At 70.0% G+C, this 23,089-nt stretch carries 21 protein-coding genes; 9 read left to right on the top strand and 12 right to left on the bottom strand.

What is annotated here, in order from left to right:
* Nucleotides 1-21: 21 nt before the first annotated feature.
* Complete coding sequence (locus tag ABGB18_RS29740) at nt 22-1,566, bottom strand: GMC family oxidoreductase N-terminal domain-containing protein (RefSeq protein WP_347698929.1); 1,545 nt, start codon at nt 1,564-1,566, stop codon at nt 22-24.
* Nucleotides 1,567-1,713: 147 nt separating this feature from the next.
* Here ABGB18_RS29740 and ABGB18_RS29735 point away from each other — a divergent pair, with 147 nt between their 5' ends.
* The 3 genes from ABGB18_RS29735 (at nt 1,714) to ABGB18_RS29725 (ending at nt 4,195) form a co-directional block, all read left to right on the top strand.
* The gene (locus tag ABGB18_RS29735; protein WP_347698928.1) at nt 1,714-3,249 is read left to right on the top strand and encodes a long-chain fatty acid--CoA ligase; all 1,536 of its coding nucleotides are present in this window, start codon (nt 1,714-1,716) and stop codon (nt 3,247-3,249) included.
* Between the two features lie 254 nt (nt 3,250-3,503).
* Nucleotides 3,504-3,953 (top strand): MarR family transcriptional regulator, encoded by a 450-nt coding sequence (locus ABGB18_RS29730; RefSeq protein ID WP_347698927.1) that lies wholly within the window; start codon nt 3,504-3,506, stop codon nt 3,951-3,953.
* Entirely contained in the window at nt 3,953-4,195 is a 243-nt protein-coding gene (locus ABGB18_RS29725) for a hypothetical protein (RefSeq protein WP_347698926.1), read from the top strand. The genes ABGB18_RS29730 and ABGB18_RS29725 overlap by 1 nt, the downstream gene beginning before the upstream one ends.
* A gap of 326 nt (nt 4,196-4,521) precedes the next feature.
* Here ABGB18_RS29725 and ABGB18_RS29720 read toward each other — a convergent pair whose 3' ends face one another.
* From ABGB18_RS29720 to ABGB18_RS29705, 4 genes are all read right to left on the bottom strand, one after another.
* Complete coding sequence (locus tag ABGB18_RS29720) at nt 4,522-5,781, bottom strand: cyclopropane-fatty-acyl-phospholipid synthase family protein (RefSeq protein ID WP_347698925.1); 1,260 nt, start codon at nt 5,779-5,781, stop codon at nt 4,522-4,524.
* A 6-nt stretch (nt 5,782-5,787) separates the two neighbouring features.
* The gene (locus ABGB18_RS29715) at nt 5,788-7,137 is read right to left on the bottom strand and encodes an FAD-binding oxidoreductase (protein WP_347699035.1); all 1,350 of its coding nucleotides are present in this window, start codon (nt 7,135-7,137) and stop codon (nt 5,788-5,790) included.
* A gap of 215 nt (nt 7,138-7,352) precedes the next feature.
* A complete protein-coding gene (locus ABGB18_RS29710) occupies nt 7,353-8,324 on the bottom strand; it encodes an NAD(P)-dependent oxidoreductase (protein WP_347698924.1) in 972 nt (323 codons plus the stop codon).
* Entirely contained in the window at nt 8,321-9,850 is a 1,530-nt protein-coding gene (locus ABGB18_RS29705; RefSeq protein WP_347698923.1) for a serine/threonine-protein kinase, read from the bottom strand. Before ABGB18_RS29705 ends, ABGB18_RS29710 begins: the two co-directional genes overlap by 4 nt.
* 121 nt (nt 9,851-9,971) lie before the next feature.
* Here ABGB18_RS29705 and ABGB18_RS29700 point away from each other — a divergent pair, with 121 nt between their 5' ends.
* Complete coding sequence (locus ABGB18_RS29700) at nt 9,972-11,093, top strand: CaiB/BaiF CoA-transferase family protein (protein ID WP_347698922.1); 1,122 nt, start codon at nt 9,972-9,974, stop codon at nt 11,091-11,093.
* A gap of 126 nt (nt 11,094-11,219) precedes the next feature.
* Here the strand turns inward: ABGB18_RS29700 and ABGB18_RS29695 are convergent, their stop codons facing one another.
* Nucleotides 11,220-11,672 carry an effector binding domain-containing protein gene (locus tag ABGB18_RS29695; RefSeq protein WP_347698921.1) on the bottom strand — a complete coding sequence of 151 codons (453 nt, stop codon included), beginning with the start codon at nt 11,670-11,672 and terminating at the stop codon, nt 11,220-11,222.
* Between the two features lie 97 nt (nt 11,673-11,769).
* On the opposite strand from ABGB18_RS29695, the gene ABGB18_RS29690 reads away from it, so the two are divergent.
* The gene (locus ABGB18_RS29690; RefSeq protein WP_347698920.1) at nt 11,770-13,209 is read left to right on the top strand and encodes a GuaB1 family IMP dehydrogenase-related protein; all 1,440 of its coding nucleotides are present in this window, start codon (nt 11,770-11,772) and stop codon (nt 13,207-13,209) included.
* A 9-nt stretch (nt 13,210-13,218) separates the two neighbouring features.
* On the opposite strand, the gene ABGB18_RS29685 is transcribed toward ABGB18_RS29690, so the two are convergent.
* Nucleotides 13,219-13,977, bottom strand: coding sequence for an SDR family oxidoreductase (locus ABGB18_RS29685; RefSeq protein WP_347698919.1), 759 nt, complete (start codon nt 13,975-13,977; stop codon nt 13,219-13,221).
* 67 nt (nt 13,978-14,044) lie between these two features.
* On the opposite strand from ABGB18_RS29685, the gene ABGB18_RS29680 reads away from it, so the two are divergent.
* From ABGB18_RS29680 to ABGB18_RS29670, 3 genes are all read left to right on the top strand, one after another.
* A complete protein-coding gene (locus ABGB18_RS29680; RefSeq protein ID WP_347698918.1) occupies nt 14,045-14,419 on the top strand; it encodes an FKBP-type peptidyl-prolyl cis-trans isomerase in 375 nt (124 codons plus the stop codon).
* 138 nt (nt 14,420-14,557) lie between these two features.
* Nucleotides 14,558-16,081: an ATP-dependent DNA ligase gene (locus ABGB18_RS29675; RefSeq protein WP_347698917.1), complete on the top strand. Its 1,524-nt coding sequence runs from the start codon at nt 14,558-14,560 to the stop codon at nt 16,079-16,081.
* 969 nt (nt 16,082-17,050) lie between these two features.
* Complete coding sequence (locus tag ABGB18_RS29670) at nt 17,051-17,773, top strand: septal ring lytic transglycosylase RlpA family protein (protein ID WP_347698916.1); 723 nt, start codon at nt 17,051-17,053, stop codon at nt 17,771-17,773.
* A 58-nt stretch (nt 17,774-17,831) separates the two neighbouring features.
* Here ABGB18_RS29670 and ABGB18_RS29665 read toward each other — a convergent pair whose 3' ends face one another.
* Together ABGB18_RS29665 and ABGB18_RS29660 are read right to left on the bottom strand one after the other, a co-directional pair.
* Nucleotides 17,832-18,110, bottom strand: a complete 279-nt coding sequence (locus ABGB18_RS29665; protein ID WP_347698915.1) for a transposase — start codon at nt 18,108-18,110, stop codon at nt 17,832-17,834.
* Between the two features lie 66 nt (nt 18,111-18,176).
* A complete protein-coding gene (locus ABGB18_RS29660) occupies nt 18,177-18,776 on the bottom strand; it encodes a DUF1707 and DUF4870 domain-containing protein (RefSeq protein WP_347698914.1) in 600 nt (199 codons plus the stop codon).
* 133 nt (nt 18,777-18,909) lie between these two features.
* Between ABGB18_RS29660 and ABGB18_RS29655 the strand changes: the two genes are divergently transcribed.
* Nucleotides 18,910-19,254, top strand: coding sequence for a hypothetical protein (locus ABGB18_RS29655; protein WP_347698913.1), 345 nt, complete (start codon nt 18,910-18,912; stop codon nt 19,252-19,254).
* A gap of 752 nt (nt 19,255-20,006) precedes the next feature.
* Here the strand turns inward: ABGB18_RS29655 and ABGB18_RS29650 are convergent.
* The 3 genes from ABGB18_RS29650 to ABGB18_RS29640 form a co-directional block, all read right to left on the bottom strand.
* A complete protein-coding gene (locus ABGB18_RS29650; RefSeq protein ID WP_347698912.1) occupies nt 20,007-21,194 on the bottom strand; it encodes a DUF4192 family protein in 1,188 nt (395 codons plus the stop codon).
* A 540-nt stretch (nt 21,195-21,734) separates the two neighbouring features.
* Nucleotides 21,735-22,496 carry an EI24 domain-containing protein gene (locus tag ABGB18_RS29645; protein ID WP_347698911.1) on the bottom strand — a complete coding sequence of 254 codons (762 nt, stop codon included), beginning with the start codon at nt 22,494-22,496 and terminating at the stop codon, nt 21,735-21,737.
* A gap of 10 nt (nt 22,497-22,506) precedes the next feature.
* Nucleotides 22,507-23,088, bottom strand: a complete 582-nt coding sequence (locus ABGB18_RS29640) for a nucleoside triphosphate pyrophosphatase (protein WP_347698910.1) — start codon at nt 23,086-23,088, stop codon at nt 22,507-22,509.
* Between the last annotated feature and the right edge of the window lies 1 nt (nt 23,089).

The raw sequence follows: 23,089 nt of genomic DNA, 5'->3' as shown, positions 1-23,089 counted from the left end.
AGGACACATCCGCGGGTCTCGTCAGGCGCCCCGCCTGATCAGGTCGGCCCCCTTCTCACCGATCATGATGGCCGGAGCGTGGGTGTGGCCGCGGTTGAGCGTCGGCATGATCGACACGTCCGCCACCCTCAGCCCCTCGACCCCGCGGACCCGCAGTGACGGATCCACGACCGAGGCGTCGTCGACGCCCATCCGGCACGTGCCGACGGGGTGGTAGAGGGTCTCGCCGCGCTCGCGTACCCACTGGGCGAGCTCCTCGTCGCTCTCCGGCGCCCAGTACGGCGCCATCGGCCCGCCCGCGAACGGCTTCATGGCCGCGGTCGCGAACACCTGCTTGGCCGTCTTCAGCCCGGCGACCAGCCGCTTGACGTCGGCCTCCGCGGTCAGGTAGCCGGGGTCGACGACCGCGTCCCTGCCGCTGAGCCCGACCCGGCCGCGGCTCTCCGGCTGCAGCAGCACGACCCCGACGGTGAGCCCGTGGCCGGTCGGCGGGGTGAGCCCGTGGTCGATGAACGGCCCCGGCGCGAAGGCCAGCTCCACGTCCGGGGCGGGCTCCTCCGCCGAGGTCCTGATGAACGCCACCGCCTCTCCCACGTTGGTGGTGAGCATGCCGGAGCGCAGGACGATGTAGCGCAGCAGGTTGCCGATCGACTCGGCCTTGGTCAGCGTGACCGGCTGCCTGCACTCGACGAACACTCCCGACGAGAGGTGGTCCTGCAGGTTCTTGCCGACCTCGGGCAGCTCGTGCACGATCGCCACCCCGGCGTCGCGCAGCTCGTCGGGCGCGCCCACGCCCGAGCGCATGAGCAGGTGGGGAGACCCGATCGCCCCGGCGGCCAGGATGACCTCGCGCCGGGCCTTGACCTGGGTGCCGCTGCCGTACTCGATCCCGGTGGCGCGCCTGCCCTCGAACGTCACCCGGTTCACGGTCGCCCCGGTGATCACTTCGAGGTTGGGCCGTGACCTGGCCGGGCGCAGGTAGGCGTCGGCCGAGCTCCATCGGCGGCCGCGGTTCTGAGTGACGGGGGTGGGGCAGTAGCCCTCGTTGGAGCGGCCGTTCAGCTCGGCGAGCCGCTCGAAACCGAGCTCCTCGCACGCCTTGAGGAAGGCGGCGGTGGTGACGTTGGGGCTGCGCAGCTCGGAGATGTACAGCGGGCCCGAGGTGCCGTAGACGCCGCCGTGGTTGCTGCCGACCCGCTTCTCCGCCCTGGTGAAGTAGGGCAGTACGTCCTCGTATGTCCAGCCGGGGATGTCCCATTGGTCGTAGTCGCGCTGGCAGCCGCGCACCCACATCTGGGCGTTGAGCGAGGACGAGCCGCCCAGCACGCGCCCCCGGGGCCAGTAGAGCTCGCGGCCGGACATCTCGCTCTGCTTGGCGGTGGTGAAGTTCCAGTCGTAGTCGGTCTTGAAGAGCTTGGCGAAACCCGCGGGCATGCGGATCTCCAGCTTGTCGTCCGGCCCGCCCGCCTCCACCAGCGCCACCGAGACGGCTGGATCGGCCGACAGCCTGCCGGCCAGCACGCACCCCGCGGAGCCCGCCCCGACGATCACGTAGTCATACTCCATGACCCCTCCATGGGGTGAATAACTTGGTACTTGCTTACTCCAGGCAGGCAGAGGCGTCCATATCCACTTGTAACCTTGCTTACCTACCAGTCGGTATGGCGATCCTGCGAAGATGGCGCCCAAGTCGGCACAGAGGAGGAAGGCGTCATGCTCAATCTGTCGATCGTCCTGGAGGACAGCGCCAGGAACACCCCCGACGGCACTGCCATCGTCTTCGGCGCCATGCGGTTGCCGTACTCCATGATCGACACTGTAGCCAACCAGGTGGCCAACCTGCTGGTGGCTCGCGGCATCGGCAAGGGAGACAAGGTGGCGCTGGCGTGCCCCAACCTGCCGTACTTCCCGTTCGTCTACTTCGGCATCCTCAAGGCCGGGGCGAGCGTGGTGCCACTCAATGTGCTGCTGCAGACGCGCGAGATCGCCTACCACCTCGACGACAGCGACGCCAAGGCGCTGTTCTGCTTCGAGGGCACGCCGGAGCTGCCGCTGGGCGAGCGCGGCAAGGCAGGGTACGAGGCGGCGCCGGGCTGCGAGCACTTCTTCGTGCTCCCGGCCACCCCGCTGGCCACAGAGTCGGAGTACGGCGAGTCGATCTGGGCCGCGCTGGGCGGGATGTCCGGCCAGTTCGAGACCGTGCAGACCGCGCCCGACGACACCGCGGTGATCCTCTACACCTCGGGCACCACCGGCCAGCCCAAGGGGGCCGAGCTCAGCCACCAGAACATGCTGATGAACGCCATGATCAGCGACCGGATGTTCCCCAGCGCCGACGGGGGTGACACCTACCTGGCGGTGCTGCCGCTGTTCCACTCCTTCGGCCAGACCGTCGTCATGAACACCGGTTTCCTGCGCGGCGCGAGCGTCGTCCTGATGCCGCGCTTCGACCCGGCCCAGGCGCTCTCGCTCATCCACGCGGAGGAGGTGACGTTCTTCGCCGGGGTGCCCACGATGTACTGGGCCCTGCTCGGCACGATCCACGCGGAGGGCGCCGAGGTGCCCCGCTCCCTGCGGGTGGCCGTCGCGGGCGGGGCGTCGTCGCCGGTGGAGGTGCTCAAGGACTTCGAGACGACGTTCGGGATCGGCATCCTGGAGGGGTACGGACTCTCGGAGACCGCGCCGGTGGCCAGCTTCAACCAGCCCGGCCGCCCCACCAAGCCGGGCACGGTCGGCACCCCGATCTGGGGCGTGGAGATGAAGCTGATCGACGGCGACTGGAAGACCGTCGAGGGCGAGGGGCCCGGCGAGATCGCGATCCGCGGCCACAACATCATGAAGGGCTACTACGGCCGCCCCGAGGCGACGGCGGACGTCATACGGGACGGCTGGTTCCGCACGGGCGACATCGCCACCCGCGACGACGACGGCTACTACTCCATCGTCGACCGGGCCAAGGACATGATCATCCGGGGCGGGTTCAACGTCTATCCGCGCGAGCTCGAAGAGGTCCTCATGACCCACGAGGCCGTGTCGCTGGCGGCCGTGGTGGGGGTGGCGCACGAGTCGCACGGCGAGGAGATCAAGGCGTACGTCATCAGGACGCCCGGCTCCACGGTCACGGAGGAGGAGCTGATCGCCTGGTCCAAGGAGAACATGGCGGCCTACAAGTACCCGAGGGTCGTCGAGTTCCGTGACTCCCTGCCGATGACGGCGACGGGCAAGATCCTCAAGCGCGAGCTCCGGTAACCGGGCCGGCACTCCCCCAAGGCGCGGGTATTCCCCGCGCCTTTTCCTTGCCGGCGGGGGTGCGCCGTGCAGGAGCCCCACAGGATGAGACCGTCATCGGCGGGGCGCGCCGGCCGGCGCGAACTTGAACGAGATCGCCTCCAGCAGCGCGGTGGTCATGGCGCCCCCCTCTGATAGTTTGCCCCCGTGCGATGCCTGCGCGGAGTGGCTATCTGCTTTCACGCAGATGCCAGGTTCGGGAGGAGGAACTGGGAGTGTCAACCGATCCGAGCGCGATCTTCCGGCGCTACCTGAGCGCGATGGTGCTCAACAGCCTGGCCACCGCCGAGGCCGCCGGGCTCAACACCACCGACTACTACGCGCTCAACCTGCTCGACCTCACCGGGCCGCTCACCTCCGGCGAGCTGGCCGCGCGGACCGGGCTGACCACCGGCGCCACCACACGGCTCATCGACCGCCTGGAAAGGGGCGGATATGTCCGGCGCGCGCCGGACCCCGCCGACCGCCGCAAGGTGATCGTCGAGGCCGCCGGGGAGCGGGAGGAGCTCGACGAGGTGCTGGCCGGGACGAGAGGGCGGCTGGCGGAGGTGTTCCAGGGCTACGCGGAGGCGGAGCTGGCCACGCTGTTCGACTATTTCGGCCGGGCCACCACGGCCTACCGCGCCGCCACCGACGAGCTCGTCACCGCCACCAGGAAGGCCTGATGCTGGCGCTCTTCGACCGGCTGCGGGCGGCCGGGTGGACCGTGGGCATCGTGACGAACGGGACGGCCGACAACCAGACGGGCAAGATCGAGCGCACCGGGCTGGCCGAGGCCACCGGCCGCACGCCCGACCAGGACGCCCTGGCCCTCTACCGGTTGCGGTGGGCGCTGGACGACGTGGCGGAGTTCGTGGCGTGGTTCCGCGCGCCGCACGGGCGTACGCCGGATGCCGAAGTGAGCTGACAGGGGCTCAGCGGCACGCTGCGCGACCTGGCCCGGCCTTGACAGGTGTGCCGCGCCAGGTCGTTAATGAGTTGCCTAATCGCCGCCTGTAGCAATACCGTCACTCTAAGCTGTCCGAAGAGGCAAAGGAGCGCACGTGGGCAGGCACGAGAAGCCCCGTAGTCCCAAGGATCTGTCACCTGAGACCCAGGAAGCGGCCCGTCAGGAAGAGCGTCGCACCGGTCGCGGCAAGCACGCGGCCACCGCCGGGGCGAAGGACAAGAAGTAGGGGGGCGGTCCGGGAGTGGACGGGAGCCTCGTCCCGGCCCACTCCCGGCCCGTGACGATCAGGGCCAGTCGACGGCCGGGCGCAGGGGCACGCCGGACCGGCCGTTGTCGTCGAGTTTCACGCCCAGGATCTGGTGGAGCTGGACCTTGTTGCGTTCGAAGCCCACGATGCAGCCCGCCATGTAGAGGGCCCACACCCGCGCCGTGCCCATGCCCACCTCCTGGACCGCGTCGTCCCAGTTGGCGTCGAGGTTGTCGCACCAGTGGCGCAGGGTCCGCGCGTAGTGCTCCCGGAGGTTCTCCTCGTGGCGGATCTCGAAGCCGATGTCCTCCATCTGCCTGACCAGCCAGCCCACCGACTCGAGCTCGCCGTCCGGGAAGACGTACCGGTTGATGAAGCCGCCCTTGTTGAACGTCTTCTCCTTGCCGGTCGGCCGGGTGATGCAGTGGTTGAGCAGGCGGCCGCCTGGCTTCAGCTTGCCGTACAGGAACTCGAAGTAGGACGGGACGTTGGCCTTGCCGATGTGCTCGGTCAGGCCGATCGAGCTGACCACGTCGAAATCCGTCTCCTGGACGTCCCGGTAGTCCGCGAAGCGGACCTCCGCCAGGTCCTGCAGGCCCGCGTCGACGATGGCCTGCTGGGCCCATTCGGCCTGCTGCTTGCTCAGGGTCACGCCGAGCGCCTTGACGCCGTAGTGCTTGGCGGCGTGCATCACCATGCCGCCCCAGCCGCAGCCCACGTCCAGCAGGCGCATCCCGGGCCGCAGGTCGAGCTTGCGGGCCACCAGGTCGAACTTGGTGTACTGCGCCTCCTCCAGCGTGGCGTCCCGCGTGGGGTAGACCGCGCAGGTATACGCCATCGACGGCCCCAGCACCCACTCGTAGAAGCGGTTGGAGACGTCGTAGTGGTGGTGGATGGCCTCGGCGTCACGCTGCTTGGCGTGCCGGGAGCCCATCTTGGCCAGGGTGCTCTGCCGCATCTCCTGCGGGGGCGGCGGCACGCGCATCAGCAGCGGCTTCACCCCCAGCGAGCGCACGGCCGCGATCTTCTCGGAGGTGGTGAGATCGTTTGTGGTGATGTTCCACATCCGGTCCAGCAACGTGTACATGTCGCCATGCACGTCGATGTGGCCGGAGATGTACGCTCTGGCCAACCCCAACTCCCCCGGAGCCTGGGCCAGGTAGGCGACCGCGATCGGCGACTTGACCTCGATCATGAGGTCGGCCCCGTCCGGTCCGGCTTTGCTGCCGTCATAGGCCATGAACGCGATGTTCGCGTCCGAGCCGACAATCTTTTCAAAGATGGTTGCCAGAGCCATCTGCTCTCACCTTCCCCGCACACACTTTTCGTACAGGTCCAGCAGGCGCCCGTTCGGGTCGTATTCCCGCTTGACCGGCCAGTAGGCATCGCCGTTGTACAGCCGCCAGAACTGCTCACGGGCGTAGAAGGAGGTCGAGTAGAGCGACTTGTGGCCGTCGAGAGCGTGCACCGCGTTCTCGATGAGCCGGTTGTAGTAGCCGTCGAACTGCCCCCGCGGCAGCGGCACCATACCCCAGAAACCGAAGTTGACATAGAGCCTGCCGGGCTCCAGAGGATAGAGCGGCCAGCGGGACGCGGCCCGCAGCGGGCACATCCACACCGGCGTCATGCCCACCTTGTCGTGGAAGAACTCCAGGAACTCCGACCCGCGTTCGATCGGCGTCTCCACGTCCTGGATGACCGACTCCTGCACGGGCTGGCCGCGCCAGCGGTCGACGCGCGCGGTCACGCCGTGCTTCCGGTCGAGCGCCACCAGGCGGCGGTAGACGTCGGAGCGCATCCAGCGGCGCGGCATCAGCGAGCGGACCACGGGCTGCTGCACCCCGAAGGCGCGCGAGCACCAGAACCAGTCGGTGTCCCAGCGCCACAGGTAGTCGCGGACCGTGAGCCAGTCGCGGTTGCGCTGCCGGATCGACTGGTAGTAGATGCGCATCCCGGTGTAGTCGGACACGTACGGGGCGCGTTCGGCGAAACGGCCGAGCGTGATGTACATCTCGCCCGGCTGGAAGAAGACGCCGTCCACGAAGTCGACGGTCTCGCCGTCGTGGACCATGCTGTCGCAGATCTCCGCAATGGCCAGCATGCACTTGGCCGCGTCGGTGAACTTCAGGTGCGTGAGATGCACGTACGGCTGCACCTTGCGCAACTTGATCCGGATGCGGAGCGCGTAGCCGAGGGTGCCGTAGGAGTTGGGGAACGAGCGGAACAGGTCGCGGTGCTCGTTGTCGTCGCGGGCCACGATGACGCGCCCGTCACCGGTGAGGATCTCCAACTCCTCGACCGACTCGTGCGGCAGGCCATCCCTGAAGCTGCTGGACTCGATGCCGAGCCCCGTCACCGCCCCGCCCAGCGTGATGGTCTTGAGCTGCGGCACCACGTACGGCATGAGCCCGTGCGGCAGCGTGGCGTCCACCAGGTGCTCGTACGTGGTCATGCCCTGGACCTCGGCCGTCAGGGTCTCCGGGTCGACGCTGATGACCTCGTCGAGATCGCGGGCCGAGAGTTTGGCGGTCGCGTCACCGTCGCGGAACCTGAACAGGTTGGACGTGGACTTGGCCAGCCGGGGCGCGGCCCCGCCCGGGATCTCGGCGTACGACTGCCTGATCTGCTCTACTGCCCGTCGGTGTGCCGACATCGTCGTCGTCACATCTCCTCCTTGGTCGGGGCCGTGACGGCGAGGTCGTGCCGCGTGCGATTTGCTCGCTCGCTACGCTCGTTCACGAAGCACCCCCTTGAGCTGGTAGAGATCGTCCGTAAGACGGTATCTCTCACAGTGGACCCGGAACAGACCGGGGTCGTTAAAGACACGAAAACTGTTCATCGTGCCAGGTGAAACGGCTATCCGGGAGCCTAATCAGTAAACTTCCTGGTGATCATCGGTGAGACGCCGTTCAGCACGCCCCTCACCTCGCGGCCCTCGACGGCGGCGGCCAGGTTGTCCATCGTGATCGCGAGCAGGCGGCCCGTGGACTCCGACGTGACGCCCGCGACGTGCGGGGACAGCAGGACGTTGGGGAGGCCGCGCAGCGGGTCTCCGGCGGGCAGCGGCTCGACGTCGAAGACGTCCAGCGCGGCCCCGCCCAGGTGTCCCTCGCCCAGCGCCGCCACCAGCGCCTCCTGGTCCACGACGCCGCCCCTGGCCGCGTTCACCAGCAGGGCGCCCTCCTTCAGCCTGCGGGGGTCGACGAGACCGCGGGTCTCCTCCGACAGCGCGATCACCACGATCACGACGTCGCTCGACGACATGAGCGTGTCCAGGTTCTCGTAACCGGGGTCCGGGCGGGGCGTGCGGGTCCAGTAGGACACCTCGCAGCCCAGCGCGCGGAACATCCCGGCGCAGGCGGCGCCGATCGCGCCGTAGCCGATGACGCCCACGCGCCGGCCCGCCAGCTCGTGCGGCTGCAGCCGCTGCTGGGGCCACTCACCGGCGCGGACGGCGGCGTCCGCCTCGCCGAGCTTGCGCAGCAGCGACATGGTGGCGGCCAGGCACCACTCCGCGACCGCGACGGAGCTGACCCCGGGCGTGTTGGCCAGCGGCACCCCCGCGGCGGCCAGGGCGTCCAGGTCGTGGCCGTCCACGCCCACGGAGGGCTGCTGGACGAACGCCAGCCGGGGCGCGGCGCGCACCGCGGCGGCGTCCATCACGAGCGTGCCCGTCCAGTCGCCGAGCACGATCTCCGCCTCCGGCAGCGCCGCGAGCAGCGCGGCCCGGTCGCGGGCCGCGGGCACGCTCACCCGCACCCGGTCGCCCAGCGGGTCGAGCAGGCGGCGCATCAGCCCCTCCGGCAACGGAGGCAGGGCGAGCAGGTTCCAGGGACTCATGCACCCACAGTAAAGCTGCCGATCACCTGCCGCATCAGTCCTCGGTAACGCATCCAATGAGCCTCGGTGACCGTCCACGACACGACGTAGGCGGTGTTGCCGCTCACCAGCACCCGCCGTATCTCGTGGTAGCGGATGCCCGGCCGGACCCAGCGGGCGTCGCCGCCCGGGCCGGCGGTCCAGGAGAACTCCCACTCCACGGCCTTGGCGCCCTGGTGCCTGACGGTCCGGCGGCCGCGGTTGAGCACGTTCTGGGCGCTCTGCTTGAGGGCCTCCTCCGAGTCGCGCAGGATCTGGTTGGGGTCGAGCCGGGAATAGACCGCCTCGACCCCGAGGTGGGCGTTGCCGTCCCTGCGGGTCCACTCGGTGTAGGCCTCGGCCAGCGCGCCGTGCCAGCCGGCCGGACGCATGATCGTCCAGCCGTCCCGCGACGTCCACGCGCGGACGGCCGGGACCGCCCTGGTCGCGCTCGGCGTCGGCGTGGCCGTGACGGCCGGCGTCGCCGCCGGCGGCGTCGGGAGCGGGCTGGTCGCGGCGGCCGGCAGCGGGCCGGTCCGCGGGGTGCCCTCGGCGGGCGGCGCGAGCCGGAAGTACGCCACCGCGCCACCCGCGATCACCAGTACGGCCGCCGCCCCCGCCGCCAGCAGGGCGCGGCCGCGGCCACCACGCGGCTTCCTTTCCGGCACGTCCCGGTCGGCGTGCGCCGGCCTGCTCTCGATGATGGCCGCCAGCAGCCGGTCGGCCTCCTCGGCGTCCACCCGGTCCTCCGGCTCCTTACGCAGCAGGCCGCGCAGGATCGGATGCATGATCGGCGGGATCCTGCGATAGTCCGGTTCCTCGCTGAGCAGTGCGTTGAGCGTCGCCATGGGGTCGCCCCGCTCGAACGGGGAGCGCCCGACCATGCACGCGTACAACGTGGCGCCCAGCGACCACAGGTCCGAGGCCGGTCCGGCGTCCGCGGCGCGGACCCGTTCCGGCGCCAGGAAGCTCGGCGAGCCCGTGACCATGCCGGTCGCGGTGAGTGACGGGTCGCCCTCCGCCTGGGCGATGCCGAAGTCGGTGAGCACGGCCCGGCCGTCCTCGGACAGCAGGATGTTGCTCGGCTTGACGTCCCGGTGCAGGATCCCGGCCTCGTGGGCGGCCCTCAGGGCGGCCAGCACCTGCCGCCCCACGTCCGCCGCCTGGCGCACCGGCAGCGCGCCGGAGGTCAGCACGACCTCCTCCAGCGAGGGATGGCGGAGCAGCTCCATGACGATCCAGGGCCGGCCGTCCTCCTCGACCACGTCGTAGACCGCTACGACGGACGGGTGGTTCAGCTTGGCCGCCATACGGGCCTCGCGGGCGGTACGCATGAGCTGGCGCTCCTGCTCGGCCGGCGGCAACCCGTCGGGCAGCAGCACCTCCTTGATGGCGACCTGCCGGTTGAGCAGCGTGTCGCCGCCTTCCCAGACCACGCCCATTCCCCCGCGACCCAGCTCGCGGAGTAACTGGTAGCGCCCCGCGACAAGGCGGTTACTTTCCGACACTATGTCCTACCCCTATTGACCACCCGAACACAGCAGGCAAGTTTCCCATACCTCCCACGGCTTCGCCGGAAGTCCGGACGGCGGCTTGCGATAGATCACCGAATGTTGTTCTACTGTGGAGATGCCTGAAGTTCGCAGAGGTCCGCTGAGCGGCGTTCGCGTGCTGGAGCTCGCGGGGCTCGCCCCCGGGCCGTTCGCCGGGATGATGCTCGCCGACCACGGCGCCGACGTGCTGCGGATCGACCGCGTCAAGGCGGTCTCCGACCGGCCGCGGACGGACGTCATGGACCGCGGCAAGCACACGATCGGGCTGGACCTGAAGGCGCCCGAGGGCGTGGCGGCGTTCAAGGCGCTGGTCCGGCACGCCGACGTGGTGATCGAGGTCTTCCGGCCGGGCGTCGCCGAGCGGCTCGGCATCGGGCCCGGCGACCTGCACGCGGTGAACGAGCGACTGGTCTACGGCCGCATGACCGGATGGGGGCAGGACGGGCCGCTGGCCACCACCGCCGGGCACGACATCGACTACATCGCGATCTCCGGCGTGCTGTCGATGCTCGGCCGGGCCGGCGAGCAGCCGACGCCGCCGATCAACATCCTGGGCGACTTCGCCGGCGGCGGGCTCATGCTCGCCTACGGGGTGCTGCTGGCCCTGTTCGAGCGGGAGCGGACCGGGCGGGGGCGGGTGGTCGACGCGGCCATGGTGGACGGGGCGGCGATCCTGTTCTCGATGTTCTACCAGGCCGTGCAGGGCGGTCACTGGGGCGACCGGGGGACCAACCTGCTGGACACCGGGGCGCCGCAGTACGACACGTACGAGACCGCCGACGGCCGGTACGTGGCGGTCGGGTCGCTGGAGCCGCAGTTCTGGGAGGCCATGGTGACCCTGATGGGGCTGACCGACCTGCCCGACCGGCACGACCGGGCGCAGTGGCCCGCCTTGAAGGCCCGGCTGTCCGAGGAGTTCAGGAAGCGGACGCGGGCCGAGTGGGAGGCGCTCTTCGAGGGGTCCGACGCGTGTGTCTCGCCCGTGCTGTCGATGGCCGAGGCCCCCGCCCACCCGCACAACACCGCCCGCGGCAGCTTCGTCCAGGTGGGCGAGGTCACCCAGCCGGCGCCCGCGCCGCGCCTGCTCGGCGTGCCGGAGCAGGACCTCTCCCCCGCCACCCGGCTGACCGACCTGTCGGGGTGGGGGCTTCCGGCGGAGGCCGCGGACAAGCTGCGCGACCAGGGAATACTGGCCTGACCACGCCATGCCCGGTGGGTTGTCCGGCCGGCGGCGCAGGCTCATCGCCCCGCTTCTGGAGGAGGTCAGGCGCACGGCCGTCGATGCGGCGGCCGCCGCGCTCGACCTCTGATCAGCCGGTCCCTTTCATACCGCTATGTAGAGGTCCACGCCGTCGCGGTGGTGCACCTCGAGATCTGTGGTGAACGCCCGCGCCGGCGTGCCGCCGGACTCGCTGTGCTTCCACGCCTGCTGCCAGGCGTCGATCAGCGCCTGCGGCATCGGGCCGCGGGCCTGCAGCAGGAGCGCCTGGGCGGCCGGTACGCGCACCGCCACCATCCCCTCGGGCAGCCTCGGCACAGTTCGTACGCCGATTCCGACGATCTGCGTGTAGGCCCCGTTGTGGTCGCTCTCGTAGTCGGTCAGCACGGCGTACAGATTCTCGTCGAGGCGTGCCGGAACGTGCGCGAAGGCACCCGGCGCGCCCGCCCGCTGCCACAGCATGGGCAGTTTGGCCCGCTCCGGATCCAGCTCATCGGCATGAGTGGTACGTACGGCGAAACCGACCACGATCAGTTCTGCCCGGTCAATGACGTCCACAGGGCCTCCCCTCCCCCAAAGTGTCCCGGCCGATCATAAGCCACCGGGAAAGTGGGAAACCCCTCGATGAAGCAGTCACCACATAAGATGGATGAACGTGAAGTTTCTCAATGACCTCGAGCCTCATCACGATCTGACCTACAGCGACGTTTTCATGGTGCCGTCGCGATCGTCGGTCGGCTCCCGGCTCGCAGTCGACCTTTCCACGAACGACGGCACGGGCACCACCATCCCTCTGATCGTGGCCAACATGACCGCGGTCGCCGGCCGGCGCATGGCCGAGACCGTGGCACGGCGGGGTGGCGTTGCCGTGATCCCGCAGGACATACCCCTCGATGTCGTGACGAACGTCGTCGACTGGGTCAAGAAACGCGACCTCGTACATGACACCCCCCTGACGCTCACCCCGCACGACACGGTCGGCGAGGCGCTGCAACTGCTGCCCAAGCGGGCGCACGGCGCGATCATCGTGGTGGACTGGGAGAACCGGCCGGTCGGCGTCGTGACCGAGGCCGACTGCCAGGGCGTGGACATGTACACGCAGCTCTCGCAGGTCATGTCGAGCGCGCTGCTGACCTTGCCCGCCGGGCTGGACCCGCGCGGCGCGTTCGAGCGGCTGCACGAGGGGCGGCACCGGCTGGCGCCCATCGTGGACCCGGACGGGCGGCTGGTGGGCATCCTCACCCGCACCGGCGCCCTGCGGGCCACCCTCTACCGGCCCGCCGTGGACGGCGCGGGCCGGCTGCGCGTCGCGGCCGCGGTCGGCGTGAACGGCGACGTGGCCGCCAAGGCCAAGGAACTGCTCGACGCCGGGATCGACTGCCTGGTCGTGGACACGGCGCACGGGCACCAGGAGAAGATGCTCTCCGCCCTGAGGGCCGTCAGGGCGCTCGGCCCGGGTGTGCCGGTCGCGGCGGGCAACGTGGTGACGGCGGAGGGGGTCCGCGACCTGGTGGACGCCGGGGCCGACATCGTCAAGGTCGGGGTGGGCCCGGGCGCCATGTGCACCACGCGGATGATGACCGGGGTCGGGCGGCCGCAGTTCTCGGCCGTGCTGGAATGCGCCGCCGAGGCACGGCGGCTGGGACGGCACGCGTGGGCGGACGGCGGCGTGCGCCATCCCCGGGACGTGGCGCTGGCGCTGGCCGCGGGGGCCTCCAACGTGATGATCGGGTCCTGGTTCGCCGGGACGTACGAGTCGCCCGGGGACACCCATACCGATGCCAACGGGCGCAAGTACAAGGAGAACTTCGGCATGGCCTCCTCGCGGGCCGTGCGGCTCAGGACGGCGGACGACTCGCCGTTCGAGCGGGCGCGGAAGGCGCTGTTCGAGGAGGGGATCTCGACGTCCAGGATGTACCTGGATCCCAAGCGGCCGAGCGTGGAGGACCAGATCGACGGCATCGTGGCCGGGTTGAGGTCGTCGTGCACGTACGCGGGGGCGGGAAACCTGGAGGAGTTCCACGAGCAGGCGGTCGTGGGAATCCAGAGCTCGTCCGGATACGCCGAGGGCATGCCGTTGCACCAGAGCTGGTGACCGGGGCGGCTACGGGACGCCCCGCCGGCCGCCGGCCGCGTCGATGCCGCCGTCCACGTGCACCGTCGTGCCCGTGACGAACCTCGCCAGATCACTGGCCAGGAACACGGCCGCGCCCGCCGCCCCGCTCGGGTCGGCGAGGTGGCCCGGCGGCGGGACGCGGGCCGGGTCGTGGCGCGGCGGGTGAGCCGGCACGCGCTCCCGTACGCCCGGCTCGCCCTCGGTGCGCAGGGCGGCGGGGGCGATGGCGTTGACCCTGATGCCGCGCGGGGCCAGCTCCAGGGCCAGGGTCCGCGTCAGGCTCTCCAGGGCCGCCTTCATCGCCGCGTACACCGCGAACCCCGGCGCGGCCCGGTGCGCCTCGCCGGAGGTCAGGTTGATGATCGACGAGCCCGCCGCCATCATCGGCAGCAGGCGCCGGATCATGCCGGTGACCTGGGTGAAATTCTCCTCGATCAGGGTCTGCTCGCCCCGCGGCGAGGTGTCGGCGAACGAGGCGTGGAAGGTGCCGCCCGCGTTGTTGACCAGCACGTCCACCCGGCCCCAGCGCTCGGACACGGCCCGGGCGAACACCTCGACCGCCGCGTGGTCGCGTACGTCGAGGGTCATCGCCAGCTCGGCCTCCGCCTTGCCGCGATCGCAGACGGCCACGTGAGCCCCGAACGCGGCGAACGTCTCGGCGATCGCCAGCCCGATGCCTCTGGCCGCCCCGGTGACGACGGCCACGCGCCCGGTGAGCAAGATCGCATCCGGAGAAAGGACGGCCATGAACGATGACGATATCCCGAGCGCATAGAGTCGTCGGGTCCATTCTCATCGTCAACAGGAGCACTTCGTGGCACTCGAAAAGCCCGAGATCGACTTCCCTGGGGGCAACCCGCCCGCTGACCTGGAGATCGTCGACCTGACCGTGGGCGACGGCCCGGAGGCCAAGCCCGGCCACAACGTACGCGTTCACTATGTGGGCGTGGCGTTCTCGACCGGGGAGGAGTTCGACGCGTCGTGGAACCGCGGCGACGCGTTCGAGTTCCCCCTGGGCGGGGGCCGCGTCATCGCCGGCTGGGACCAGGGGGTCGCGGGCATGAAGGTCGGCGGCCGGCGCAAGCTGGTCATCCCGCCCCATCTCGGCTACGGCAGCCGGGGCGCGGGCGCCCGTATCAAGCCGAACGAGACGCTCATCTTCGTCGTCGACCTGCTGGGCATCAGCTAGCGCGACGCCCGGAGGCGCGGGCGGCCGCCATGACGGTGGCCGCCCTTTGCGTTTCCTTTGTCGGCTCTGTAGGTGCCCGGCGGCTTCACCCCGAATTACGAGTGGGGAAATGTCGGCTGCATAAGGCACCATAGGCGTGTGCTTCTGATCGACGTCGTCCGCGTGTCCGAGGCAGTGGCGCGCACGTCCGCCAGGCTCGGCAAGATCGGCCTGCTGGCGGAGCTGCTCGGCCGGGTCGGCCCCGACGAGGCGGAGACCGCGATCTCCTACCTCTCGGGCGAGCTGCCCCAGCGGCAGGTGGGCGTGGGCTGGCGCACTCTGGAGGACCTCCCGCAACCCAAGCTGGCCGCCACCGCCACGCTCACCACCGTCGGCGCGCTGCTGAGCAGGATCAAGGCGGTGTCCGGGCAGGGCTCGCAGGCGGCGCGCAAGGCCCTGGTGGAGGAGCTGTTCGCCGGGCTGACGAGCCAGGAGCAGCAGTTCATGCGCAGGCTGCTGTTCGGCGAGTTGCGGCAGGGCGCGCTCGACGGCGTGATGATCGAGGCGGTGGCCAAGGCGTCGGGCGCGCCGTCGGCCGACGTGCGGCGGGCGCTCACCCTGCGCGGCTGGCTGCCCGCCGTCGGGGCCGCGGCATTGGCCGGTGGGGTGGTGGCGCTGCACGAGTTCCGGCTGGAGGTGGGCCGGGCGGTCTCGCCCATGCTGGCGAGCAGCGCGCCCAACGTCGTCGCCGCCCTGGAGAAGGCGGGCACGCCCGCGGCGCTGGAGTGGAAGCTCGATGGGGTCCGGGTGCAGGCCCACCGGTCGGGGGCCGAGGTGCGCGCCTTCACCCGCACGCTCGACGACATCACGCCGCAGGTGCCCGAGCTGGTGGAGGCGCTGCTCGACCTGCCGTCGGAGGACCTGGTGCTGGACGGCGAGGTGATCGCGCTGCGTCCCGACGGGCGCCCCCACCCGTTCCAGGTCACGGCGAGCCGGGCCACCAGCAAGACCGACGTCGCCCGGCTGCGGGAGCAGACCCCGTTGAGCGTGTTCTTCTTCGACGCGCTGCGGGTCGACGGCGCCGATCTGCTCGACCTGCCCTATGAGCAACGCCAGGAAGCCCTGCTCCGCACGGTCCCGCGGGCGCTCCTCACGCCGCGGCTGGTCACCGGGGAGGTGGCGGAGGCGGAGCAGTTCTTCGTCGACGTGGTGAAGGCCGGTCACGAGGGCCTGGTCGTCAAGTCGCTGGCCGCTCCCTACGCGGCCGGCCGGCGGGGCGCGGGCTGGGTCAAGGTCAAGCCGCGGCACACCCTCGACCTGGTGGTCCTGGCGGCCGAATGGGGTCATGGGCGCCGCCAGGGCAAACTGTCCAACCTCCACCTGGGCGCGCGCGATCCCGAGGGCGGGTTCGTGATGCTGGGCAAGACCTTCAAGGGGCTCACGGACGAGCTGCTGGCCTGGCAGACCGAGCGCTTCCTGGAGCTGGCCGAGGGCCCGACCGACTCGTGGACCGTCACGCTGCGACCCGAGATGGTGGTGGAGATCGCGTTCGACGGGGTTCAGCGATCGCCTCGGTATCCCGGGGGGATGGCGTTGCGGTTCGCGCGGGTTCTGCGGTATCGGCCGGACAAGCGGGTGGAGGACGCGGACACGGTGGAGACCGTACGCTCCCTCATGCTCTGACCTACACCCTCCGAGGCCACCCGCCCCGCGTGCCCTCCTGGGGCCGCCCGCCCCCATATGCCACCGGGGCCGCCGGCTGGTCAGCCGCACACAGCGCCCACACGCGCGCTGGACCGCCTCTCAAGAGGCTGGGCCCGCTCGCACCGTACTCACTGCTGGGCCACCGCACGCCACGGCTGAGCCCGCCACACGCACCACCCACCAGCGAACCGCCCAACGCCCGGCTGAGCCACCGGACGCGGGGCGGCAGTCCCGCCGTGTCTGCGAGAAGGTGTGCGGTGGGGCCGGCGCAACGCGGACGGCGCCCAGCGGGACGTACCGCATCGGTGACAGTGCGCTCCGACGACGACCCGAGGGCGAGCGCACAGGAGCGGCGACGCGCACGAACGGCAATGCACAGATGGCCACGTACGGGTGGGCAACATACAGGGGTCACGACGCACGGGCGGCAACACACGGGTCGCAACGCACGGGGAACAATACGGGCGCAGCGCCGTTGCCAGCGCCGTTGCGAGAGTTGCGAGCGGCGTTGCGAGGTTGCGCACGCCGTGACACCGCCCGTGACACCGCCCGTGACACCGCCCGTGACACCGCCCGTGACACCGCCCGTGACACCGCCCGTGACACCGCCCGTGACACCGCCCGTGACACCGCCCGTGACACCGCCCGTGACACCGCCCGCGCTGCTCGCAACGGTGCACGGTGGCGCGACACCTGTGTGGCGCGTGGGGGCTGTGCGTTCGTCATCCCGGAGGCGTTGCGCGATACGGGCTGTCTGCGCGCGCGACACGCGTGAGATATGTCACGATACATCCCCTTAAGTTGTCTTTACCTCCCTTTTATCCCATATGTTCGTCCTCGCGTGCGGGAATCCCCACCCGTCTGCGGATTCGGCCGTCGTTAAGCCCCCGCACCCCCGTTGACCTGGCCTTTCCTTCGCCTATACCCGAACGAGGACCGTGGTTTACCTTGGGCCAGCACTCCTACAAGCCGCCCCGCAAGCCCGCCCGCCGCTGGGCCGCCGTCGCAGCCGGTGCGGCTGTCGTGGCCGCCGCCTCGACCACCGCTTGGGCGGCGGTCACCGGCGACGACTCCCCCAACCGCCCGGCCACGGCCCTCCTTGACCAGGCCACAACCGCGAACGCAGCCGCCCGCCTCACCCCGCAGACACCACCGCCCGTGATACCGGCGGAACCGGTGACGACACCGTCACCCAAGCCCACGCACAGCGCGGTCACGACGCCGAAGGCTCCGAAAACAGCCTCACCACCGAAGAGGAACGCTGTCTCCCACCCTTCACCGACCGCACGCCCGAAGCCCACCGTCGAACCTCCGAAGACCGTCAAACCCCCGGAGCACAAGAGGCATCGGAGGCACCAGAACCGCGTCCTCGCGGCCGACACGTGCGGCGCCTCGTACTACGACGAGGGCCAGATGACGGCCAGCGGCGAACGCTTCAACCCCTCGGCCATGACCGCCGCCCACAAGAGCCTCCCCATGGGCAGCAGGGTCCGCGTCACGAACCAGCACAACGGCGAATCGGTCACGGTCCGCATCAACGACCGCGGCCCGTACGTCGGCGGCCGCTGCCTCGACCTCTCCAGGGGCGCCTTCGCCGCCATCGGAAACGTAAGCGCGGGCGTGATGAAAGTCAGGTACGAGGTCCTGTCCCGGTCAGCTTCTCGGCCGTAAACTAAACGACCGAGCTTGCAGTTCCTCGCCGTCGATGGCTTCGACGGTCCGGTCCGCGTCAGGCAGCGTGACTCACTGCCCAGCCCGTCTCACCGCGTGCGGCGATGTTGCGGGCTGCGTTGACGTCTGCGTGCTCAGCGAAGCCGCATGACGTACACGAGAAAGAGGCTTGATAGAGCCGGTTCTTGTGGTCCACGTGCCCACACGATGAGCACTGCTGGGCGGTGAAAGCCGGGTCGACGTAGATGACAGCGACCCCGGCCCGGGCCGCCTTGTAGCCGAGGAAGCGACCCAGCTGGTGGAAGCTCCAGGAATGCAGCGTGACCCGCTGAGTCATCCCGCCCTGGGGCCGCCTGCCACATCCAGCGCGCTCCGCGCCGACGGGTACTGAGCTGTGTGGAGCTTATTTCACCAGGCGAAACGTCATGGGGTAGCGGAAGACGCCCTCCGTCAGCGCGGAGATGCCGCCCACGATGGCGAGAACGACGGCCGCGACCCATATGAACGGCAAGAGCACGATGCCGATGACCGTGAACGGCAGGAGGATCGAAGCGCCCACCACCGTGATCTGGAAGTTGAGTGCCTCCAATGCCTGCTTGCGGATGTAGGGGGAGGTCTTGCCTCCGATGAGGAGCAGGATCAGCGGGCCGACGATCGGGATTCCGACGACCAGCAGGAAGTGCGCGGCGGCGGCGCCCAGGCGTTCGTTGCTCTCTGGTGCGCGTTCGGGGTGGGACGGGACCGACAATCGTGACGGGGCGGACTTGGGCACGACCTGGGTGCCGTAGAGCTCCGTCATGATGGGCATGAGATCGCCGTGGGTGCGCGCTGTCATCGCGCGCTCCAGGCGATCGTCGAACTCCAGCTTGTCGAAGCGGCCTTCCGCATATGCGGCCTTGACGTGCTCGACCACGTGCTCGCGGTCCTGGTTGGTGACGCGCAGATGAGCTGGCGGCACCTGTCCCGGCCCGGGGGTTTTCGGTACCCCAGCCATAATTGCCATGCCTCTCCTTAGAGAATTGGGTAGTCACCACTCATACTGCGTCACCGAGCCCGCGCGCGGCATCGGGAGAATCCCCGATTTATCCCCTAGATCATCCCCGACGCTTGGCCTCCAGACGGTATAAAAAGGATTCATGAGATGGCGAGACCGCTACGGCATTCGTCGGCTGCGTGGCCCCAAGATTGCCAGGTTCGATCGCGAGGCGACGGACTCCGACATCGAAGCGCTCATCGCCTTTGCCCGTTCGCGGCGTGGCGTCGAGTTCTACGTCGAGCCAGAGACATTCGCCACTGACACGACCGCTGTGGCGGTGGCCGACGACGGCGAGTGGACCAGACGCAGGGTGGGCTCGCCTGCTGTGATCCACAAGGTCGCTCGCGATCTTGCCCTTCCGGTGTACGACGTCCAACTCACCGGGTATCCGCAGCGTATGCGCGCCTACAACGAGCGCCGCCGCCGCGAGGAAGGCCTCCAATAATCCAATAACCGATTTCTGAATGGCCGGTCTCAAGCGGCCAAAACTACGTGCCACCCGCACCGCAAGGCGGTCACCCTGCCAGCCACAATGCGGTTGAGCGACCCGGGCGAGCCACGCGTGCCGAAAGAGGCACGCAGGTGGAGCAGGCCACGCAGGCTGACCAGAGCACGGCAGGCGGAGTGGGCCACGCAAGCCGACCAGACCACGGCAGGCGAAGTGAACCAAGCAGGTAAGCGAGCCACGCGAGCTGAGCATGCCAGCACGAGCCGGGCGGGTGGCCGCGAAGCGGGTCCGTTGAGGTGCGGATGCGGTTGTCCAGCACAGATCATGATGACGCCCCTGGAGTGGTGTGGTTTCCGGCGATCTTCACGGGCGATCCAACACTGCCTGACGCGTGAGCACGCCCGTTCGGCGCGTGGGGACGACAGGTCCGGCACGTGCGAACGAAGGGTCGGCGCGTGGACACGACAGGTCGGCGTATGAGGTCAGGGCGGCGTGTGGCCATGACGGGCTCCGCACGACAAGCACCGCGTGACCGAGCCGGCACGACGACCCTCCGCACGGCCGACTCGGCACGAGCGACCCCGCACCACAGACCCGGCACGACGAACTCGGCACGACGAATTCGGCGCCACAGACCCCAGCACCATCGGGCGCAGCACCATCGGGCGCAGTGTCATCGGCTCAGCAGCACGGCGGCTTGGTGTGCGAGGGCTGGTGGGGTGGAGGGGTCTCGGCGGAGGCTTGGTGGGCTAACGGAGCTGGGGGTGGGGTGGCGGAAATTGGGGGTCGGCTTCGTCGAGGAGGTTGATCAAGGGGAGGAGCCAGGCTGCGTGGGGAGTGCCCATGGCGGTGTCGAGTTCGGCGGGGGTGGGGAGGCGGCCTCGGATGATGTTGGGTGAGAGGAGGTTTTGGAGGGCGTGCATGAGGAGGTTGGCCATCGAGTAGCCGGGGTCGATGGTCAGGGCTCGTTCGACGGCTATGGTGGCCTGGACGCTGTTTCCCGCGCGCCAGGAGGCCATGGCCAGGAGGGATGCGGCGGGTGGGGTGAAGCAGGGCTGCAGTCTGCGGGTCAGGTCCTTCCACAGGAGGACATGAGAGTCCTGCATGAGGGTCCAAGCCTCGTCTCGGACTCTGGTGACGGTGAGGGCCAGGCCCAGCTTCGCCGCTTCGATGTCGTCCAGGCGGCCGCCTTCGGCGTGGGTTTTCAGGGCTGAGTGGATCCTCGCCAGGCCGTCGGCTATGAAGTGGGCTGCGAAGGCGTCCAGGCTTGTGGCCTTTGTGAGGTCTGTCCGGAACTCTGTGATCGCTTCTGTTGTGGCGCGGCGCATGGCCATCCTCACCGGGCCTGCGAGGGGGGCTATCGTGCGTTCGAGGGTCTCCCGGTCCGGGAGAGCCACCAGGCCGCGCAGGGTCGCCTCAGCGGCGATCATGCTGGTGGTCGGGTCGTATGGGGTGCCTTCCGCTGGGCAGCACGTCGCGACGTCGCAGACATATGACCAGTAGCGGGCCTCATGGGCTCGCAGTGCCTCGCCGACGTGGACGCTGGTCTTGGCCGCCAGGTATCTGGCCTCGTCCACGGCAGGGGTGACGATCTCGCCGGGACCGTAGCCGACGATGACGATCTCGGTCACGCCCTCCCGTTCGAAGAGGAGGGACATGGGGGTGAGGGTGCCCGGGGGCAATGGCAGGTTCCACCTCGCCACCACCTTGGCCTGGCCGCGGTCGAGTCCGATCACGATGAGGCTTTCGGCCGGATGGAAACCGACGAGGTAGGGAACCGCGGACAGGATGTCGGTGGGGCTGGTCAGGGTCAGGCAGTTGTCCGGACCGAGGGCCGCAGCGGGGTCAAGGGACGGGTGCGGGGTGGAGCTCGGAAACGACGTGGGGGTCGCGTCCGGGGTGGGGTGGGGGGTCGGGGCGGAGGTGTTGGTCGTCATGGGCACAGGGTGCCGGGGGTCGGCGTGGCGGCGAGGAGCAGAAAGCCGTTCTGGGGATGGGGAGGAGGGAGTGGCCGAAGGCTGTGGATAACAACAGATGGGATCGGCGGTCGGGGCCGACGGTTGCGGCCGGTCGTCGGGGCCGACGGTTGCGGCCGGCGGGCCGTGGTTCGGGCCGACAGTCGGCGGGCCGTGGTTCGGGCCGACAGTCGGCGGGCCGTGGTTCGGGCCGACAGTCGAGGGCGGGGCGGTGCTGTGGTTGCCGGGCGGGGCCGAGTTGTGGCGCGGCGAGCCGATGTCCCGCCGGAACCCGCCAGCCCGAGGGTCACGCCGCGCGCCCGTGGCACGCCGGGGTGGTGCCGCGCCCGTCGCAGGCCGGGGGTGGTGCTGCGCCGTAACGGCCCGAGGCACGTGGCTGCCCCATCGCAACACCGAGAGCCGCGCCACCCCGTGGTAGCCCAAGGTCCATGCCATCCCGAGCCCGGACCGGGTCGAGGGGGGCGCGGGTCGAGGGGTGGCCCAAGGGCGGCCGGAGGTGGGTCAGGGGTGAGCGGTGGGTGGGTCAGGGGTGGGGGACGGGGACAGGTGGGTGCGTACGAGGAGGGCGGCGCCCGCCACCGCGGCCGGCATCGCGATCACCGCCACGAACGGCACCAGGAACAGCAGGAACACCGCCACCCCGAACCCCAGCGCCGCCGCCTTGTTGCGGCGCAGCAGGGCGAATCGTTGCTTGCGGGTCATCCCGCGCCGTTCCAGGGCCAGGGTGGTGAGCTCCACCGTGAGGAAGAAGCCGGACACGGCGGCGCCGAGCACCGGCACCACCGTCTGGCCGAAGACGGGGATGAAGCCCAGGAAGAACAGGGGGACGGTGAACAGGAGGACGTAGAAGAGAGTGACCAGGCTGTCCCTGATCGAGCGGGGCAGCGTGCGCCACCACGGCTGCTCGTCCGCCGCCTTGAGCCCGTCCACCTCCGCCGACAACCGCTCGTAGAACGGCTCCCCGATCACCAGCGTGATCGCGGCGAACGTCACCACCGCCACGGCCAGCCCGCCGAGCACCAGGGCGACGGCCAGCACCGTACGGAAGAGGTCGCGCCAGCTCCACGTGTCCGCGAACGGGGTCAGGAGCTCGGCCAGGTCGAGCGCGTTGGTGCCGAGCAGGATCAGCGCCACCACGTAGACGGCGAACGCGATCAGCGCCGGGATCAGCCCGAAAGCCCACCACCGGCCGTTCTTGGCGACCCATCCCCAGCCCTGGAGGAAGAAGCCGACGCCGGACGTGAAGTCGCGAAGTGATCGCATGCCCGGCAGGCTAGCGCCAGAACGACGTCACCGCGTAGCCCAGTTCGGCGAACAGGTCGCGCAGCAGCGGGAGCGAGATGCCGAGCACGTTGCCGTGGTCGCCCTCGATGCCCTCCACGAACCAGCCGCCGCGCCCCTCGATGCTGAACGCCCCGGCCAGGTCGAGCGGCTCGCCGGTGGAGGCGTAGGCGGCGATCTCCTGCTCGGACGGCTGGCCGAAGCGCACCACGGTGGTGGCCACCTCGGCCACCTGCCGGCCGGTCGTCGTGTCGATCACGCAGTGGCCCGTCACCAGGCGGCCGGTGCGGCCGCGCATGAGGCGCCAGCGCTCCTCGGCCTCCTCCCTCGTGGCGGGCTTGCCGTAGGGACGGCCGTCGAGCTCCAGAATGGAGTCGCAGCCGATCACCAGCCCCTCGTCGACCTCGCTCGCCACTTTCTCGGCCTTGGCCTTGGCCAGCACCAGGCTGAGCGCCGCGGGGGTGTGGGCCTCGTAGGACTCCTCGTCGACTCCACTGACGATCACCTTGGGGTCGAGACCCGCGCCGCGGAGGAGGGCCAGGCGGGCGGAGGAGGCGGAAGCCAGAATGATCACT

The organism is Nonomuraea sp. B12E4 (genome assembly GCF_039871825.1).
Lineage (GTDB): Bacteria > Actinomycetota > Actinomycetes > Streptosporangiales > Streptosporangiaceae > Nonomuraea.
The sequence above is the reverse complement of the archived record's forward strand: the minus strand, read 5'-3'. Positions and strand labels throughout refer to the sequence as shown.

What these genes read in the sequence shown, in the direction of transcription:
- ABGB18_RS29735 (WP_347698928.1), top strand. Translation starts at nt 1,714, where the DNA reads ATGCTCAATCTGTCGATCGTCCTGGAGGACAGCGCCAGGAACACCCCC.
- ABGB18_RS29650 (WP_347698912.1), bottom strand. Translation starts at nt 21,194, where the DNA reads ATGACGACCAACACCTCCGCCCCGACCCCCCACCCCACCCCGGACGCG.
- ABGB18_RS29700 (WP_347698922.1), top strand. Translation starts at nt 9,972, where the DNA reads ATGCCTGAAGTTCGCAGAGGTCCGCTGAGCGGCGTTCGCGTGCTGGAG.
- ABGB18_RS29740 (WP_347698929.1), bottom strand. Translation starts at nt 1,566, where the DNA reads ATGGAGTATGACTACGTGATCGTCGGGGCGGGCTCCGCGGGGTGCGTG.
- ABGB18_RS29720 (WP_347698925.1), bottom strand. Translation starts at nt 5,781, where the DNA reads ATGGCTCTGGCAACCATCTTTGAAAAGATTGTCGGCTCGGACGCGAAC.
- ABGB18_RS29660 (WP_347698914.1), bottom strand. Translation starts at nt 18,776, where the DNA reads ATGGCAATTATGGCTGGGGTACCGAAAACCCCCGGGCCGGGACAGGTG.
- ABGB18_RS29685 (WP_347698919.1), bottom strand. Translation starts at nt 13,977, where the DNA reads ATGGCCGTCCTTTCTCCGGATGCGATCTTGCTCACCGGGCGCGTGGCC.
- ABGB18_RS29665 (WP_347698915.1), bottom strand. Translation starts at nt 18,110, where the DNA reads ATGACTCAGCGGGTCACGCTGCATTCCTGGAGCTTCCACCAGCTGGGT.
- ABGB18_RS29655 (WP_347698913.1), top strand. Translation starts at nt 18,910, where the DNA reads ATGAGATGGCGAGACCGCTACGGCATTCGTCGGCTGCGTGGCCCCAAG.
- ABGB18_RS29710 (WP_347698924.1), bottom strand. Translation starts at nt 8,324, where the DNA reads ATGAGTCCCTGGAACCTGCTCGCCCTGCCTCCGTTGCCGGAGGGGCTG.
- ABGB18_RS29725 (WP_347698926.1), top strand. Translation starts at nt 3,953, where the DNA reads ATGCTGGCGCTCTTCGACCGGCTGCGGGCGGCCGGGTGGACCGTGGGC.
- ABGB18_RS29715 (WP_347699035.1), bottom strand. Translation starts at nt 7,137, where the DNA reads ATGTCGGCACACCGACGGGCAGTAGAGCAGATCAGGCAGTCGTACGCC.
- ABGB18_RS29645 (WP_347698911.1), bottom strand. Translation starts at nt 22,496, where the DNA reads ATGCGATCACTTCGCGACTTCACGTCCGGCGTCGGCTTCTTCCTCCAG.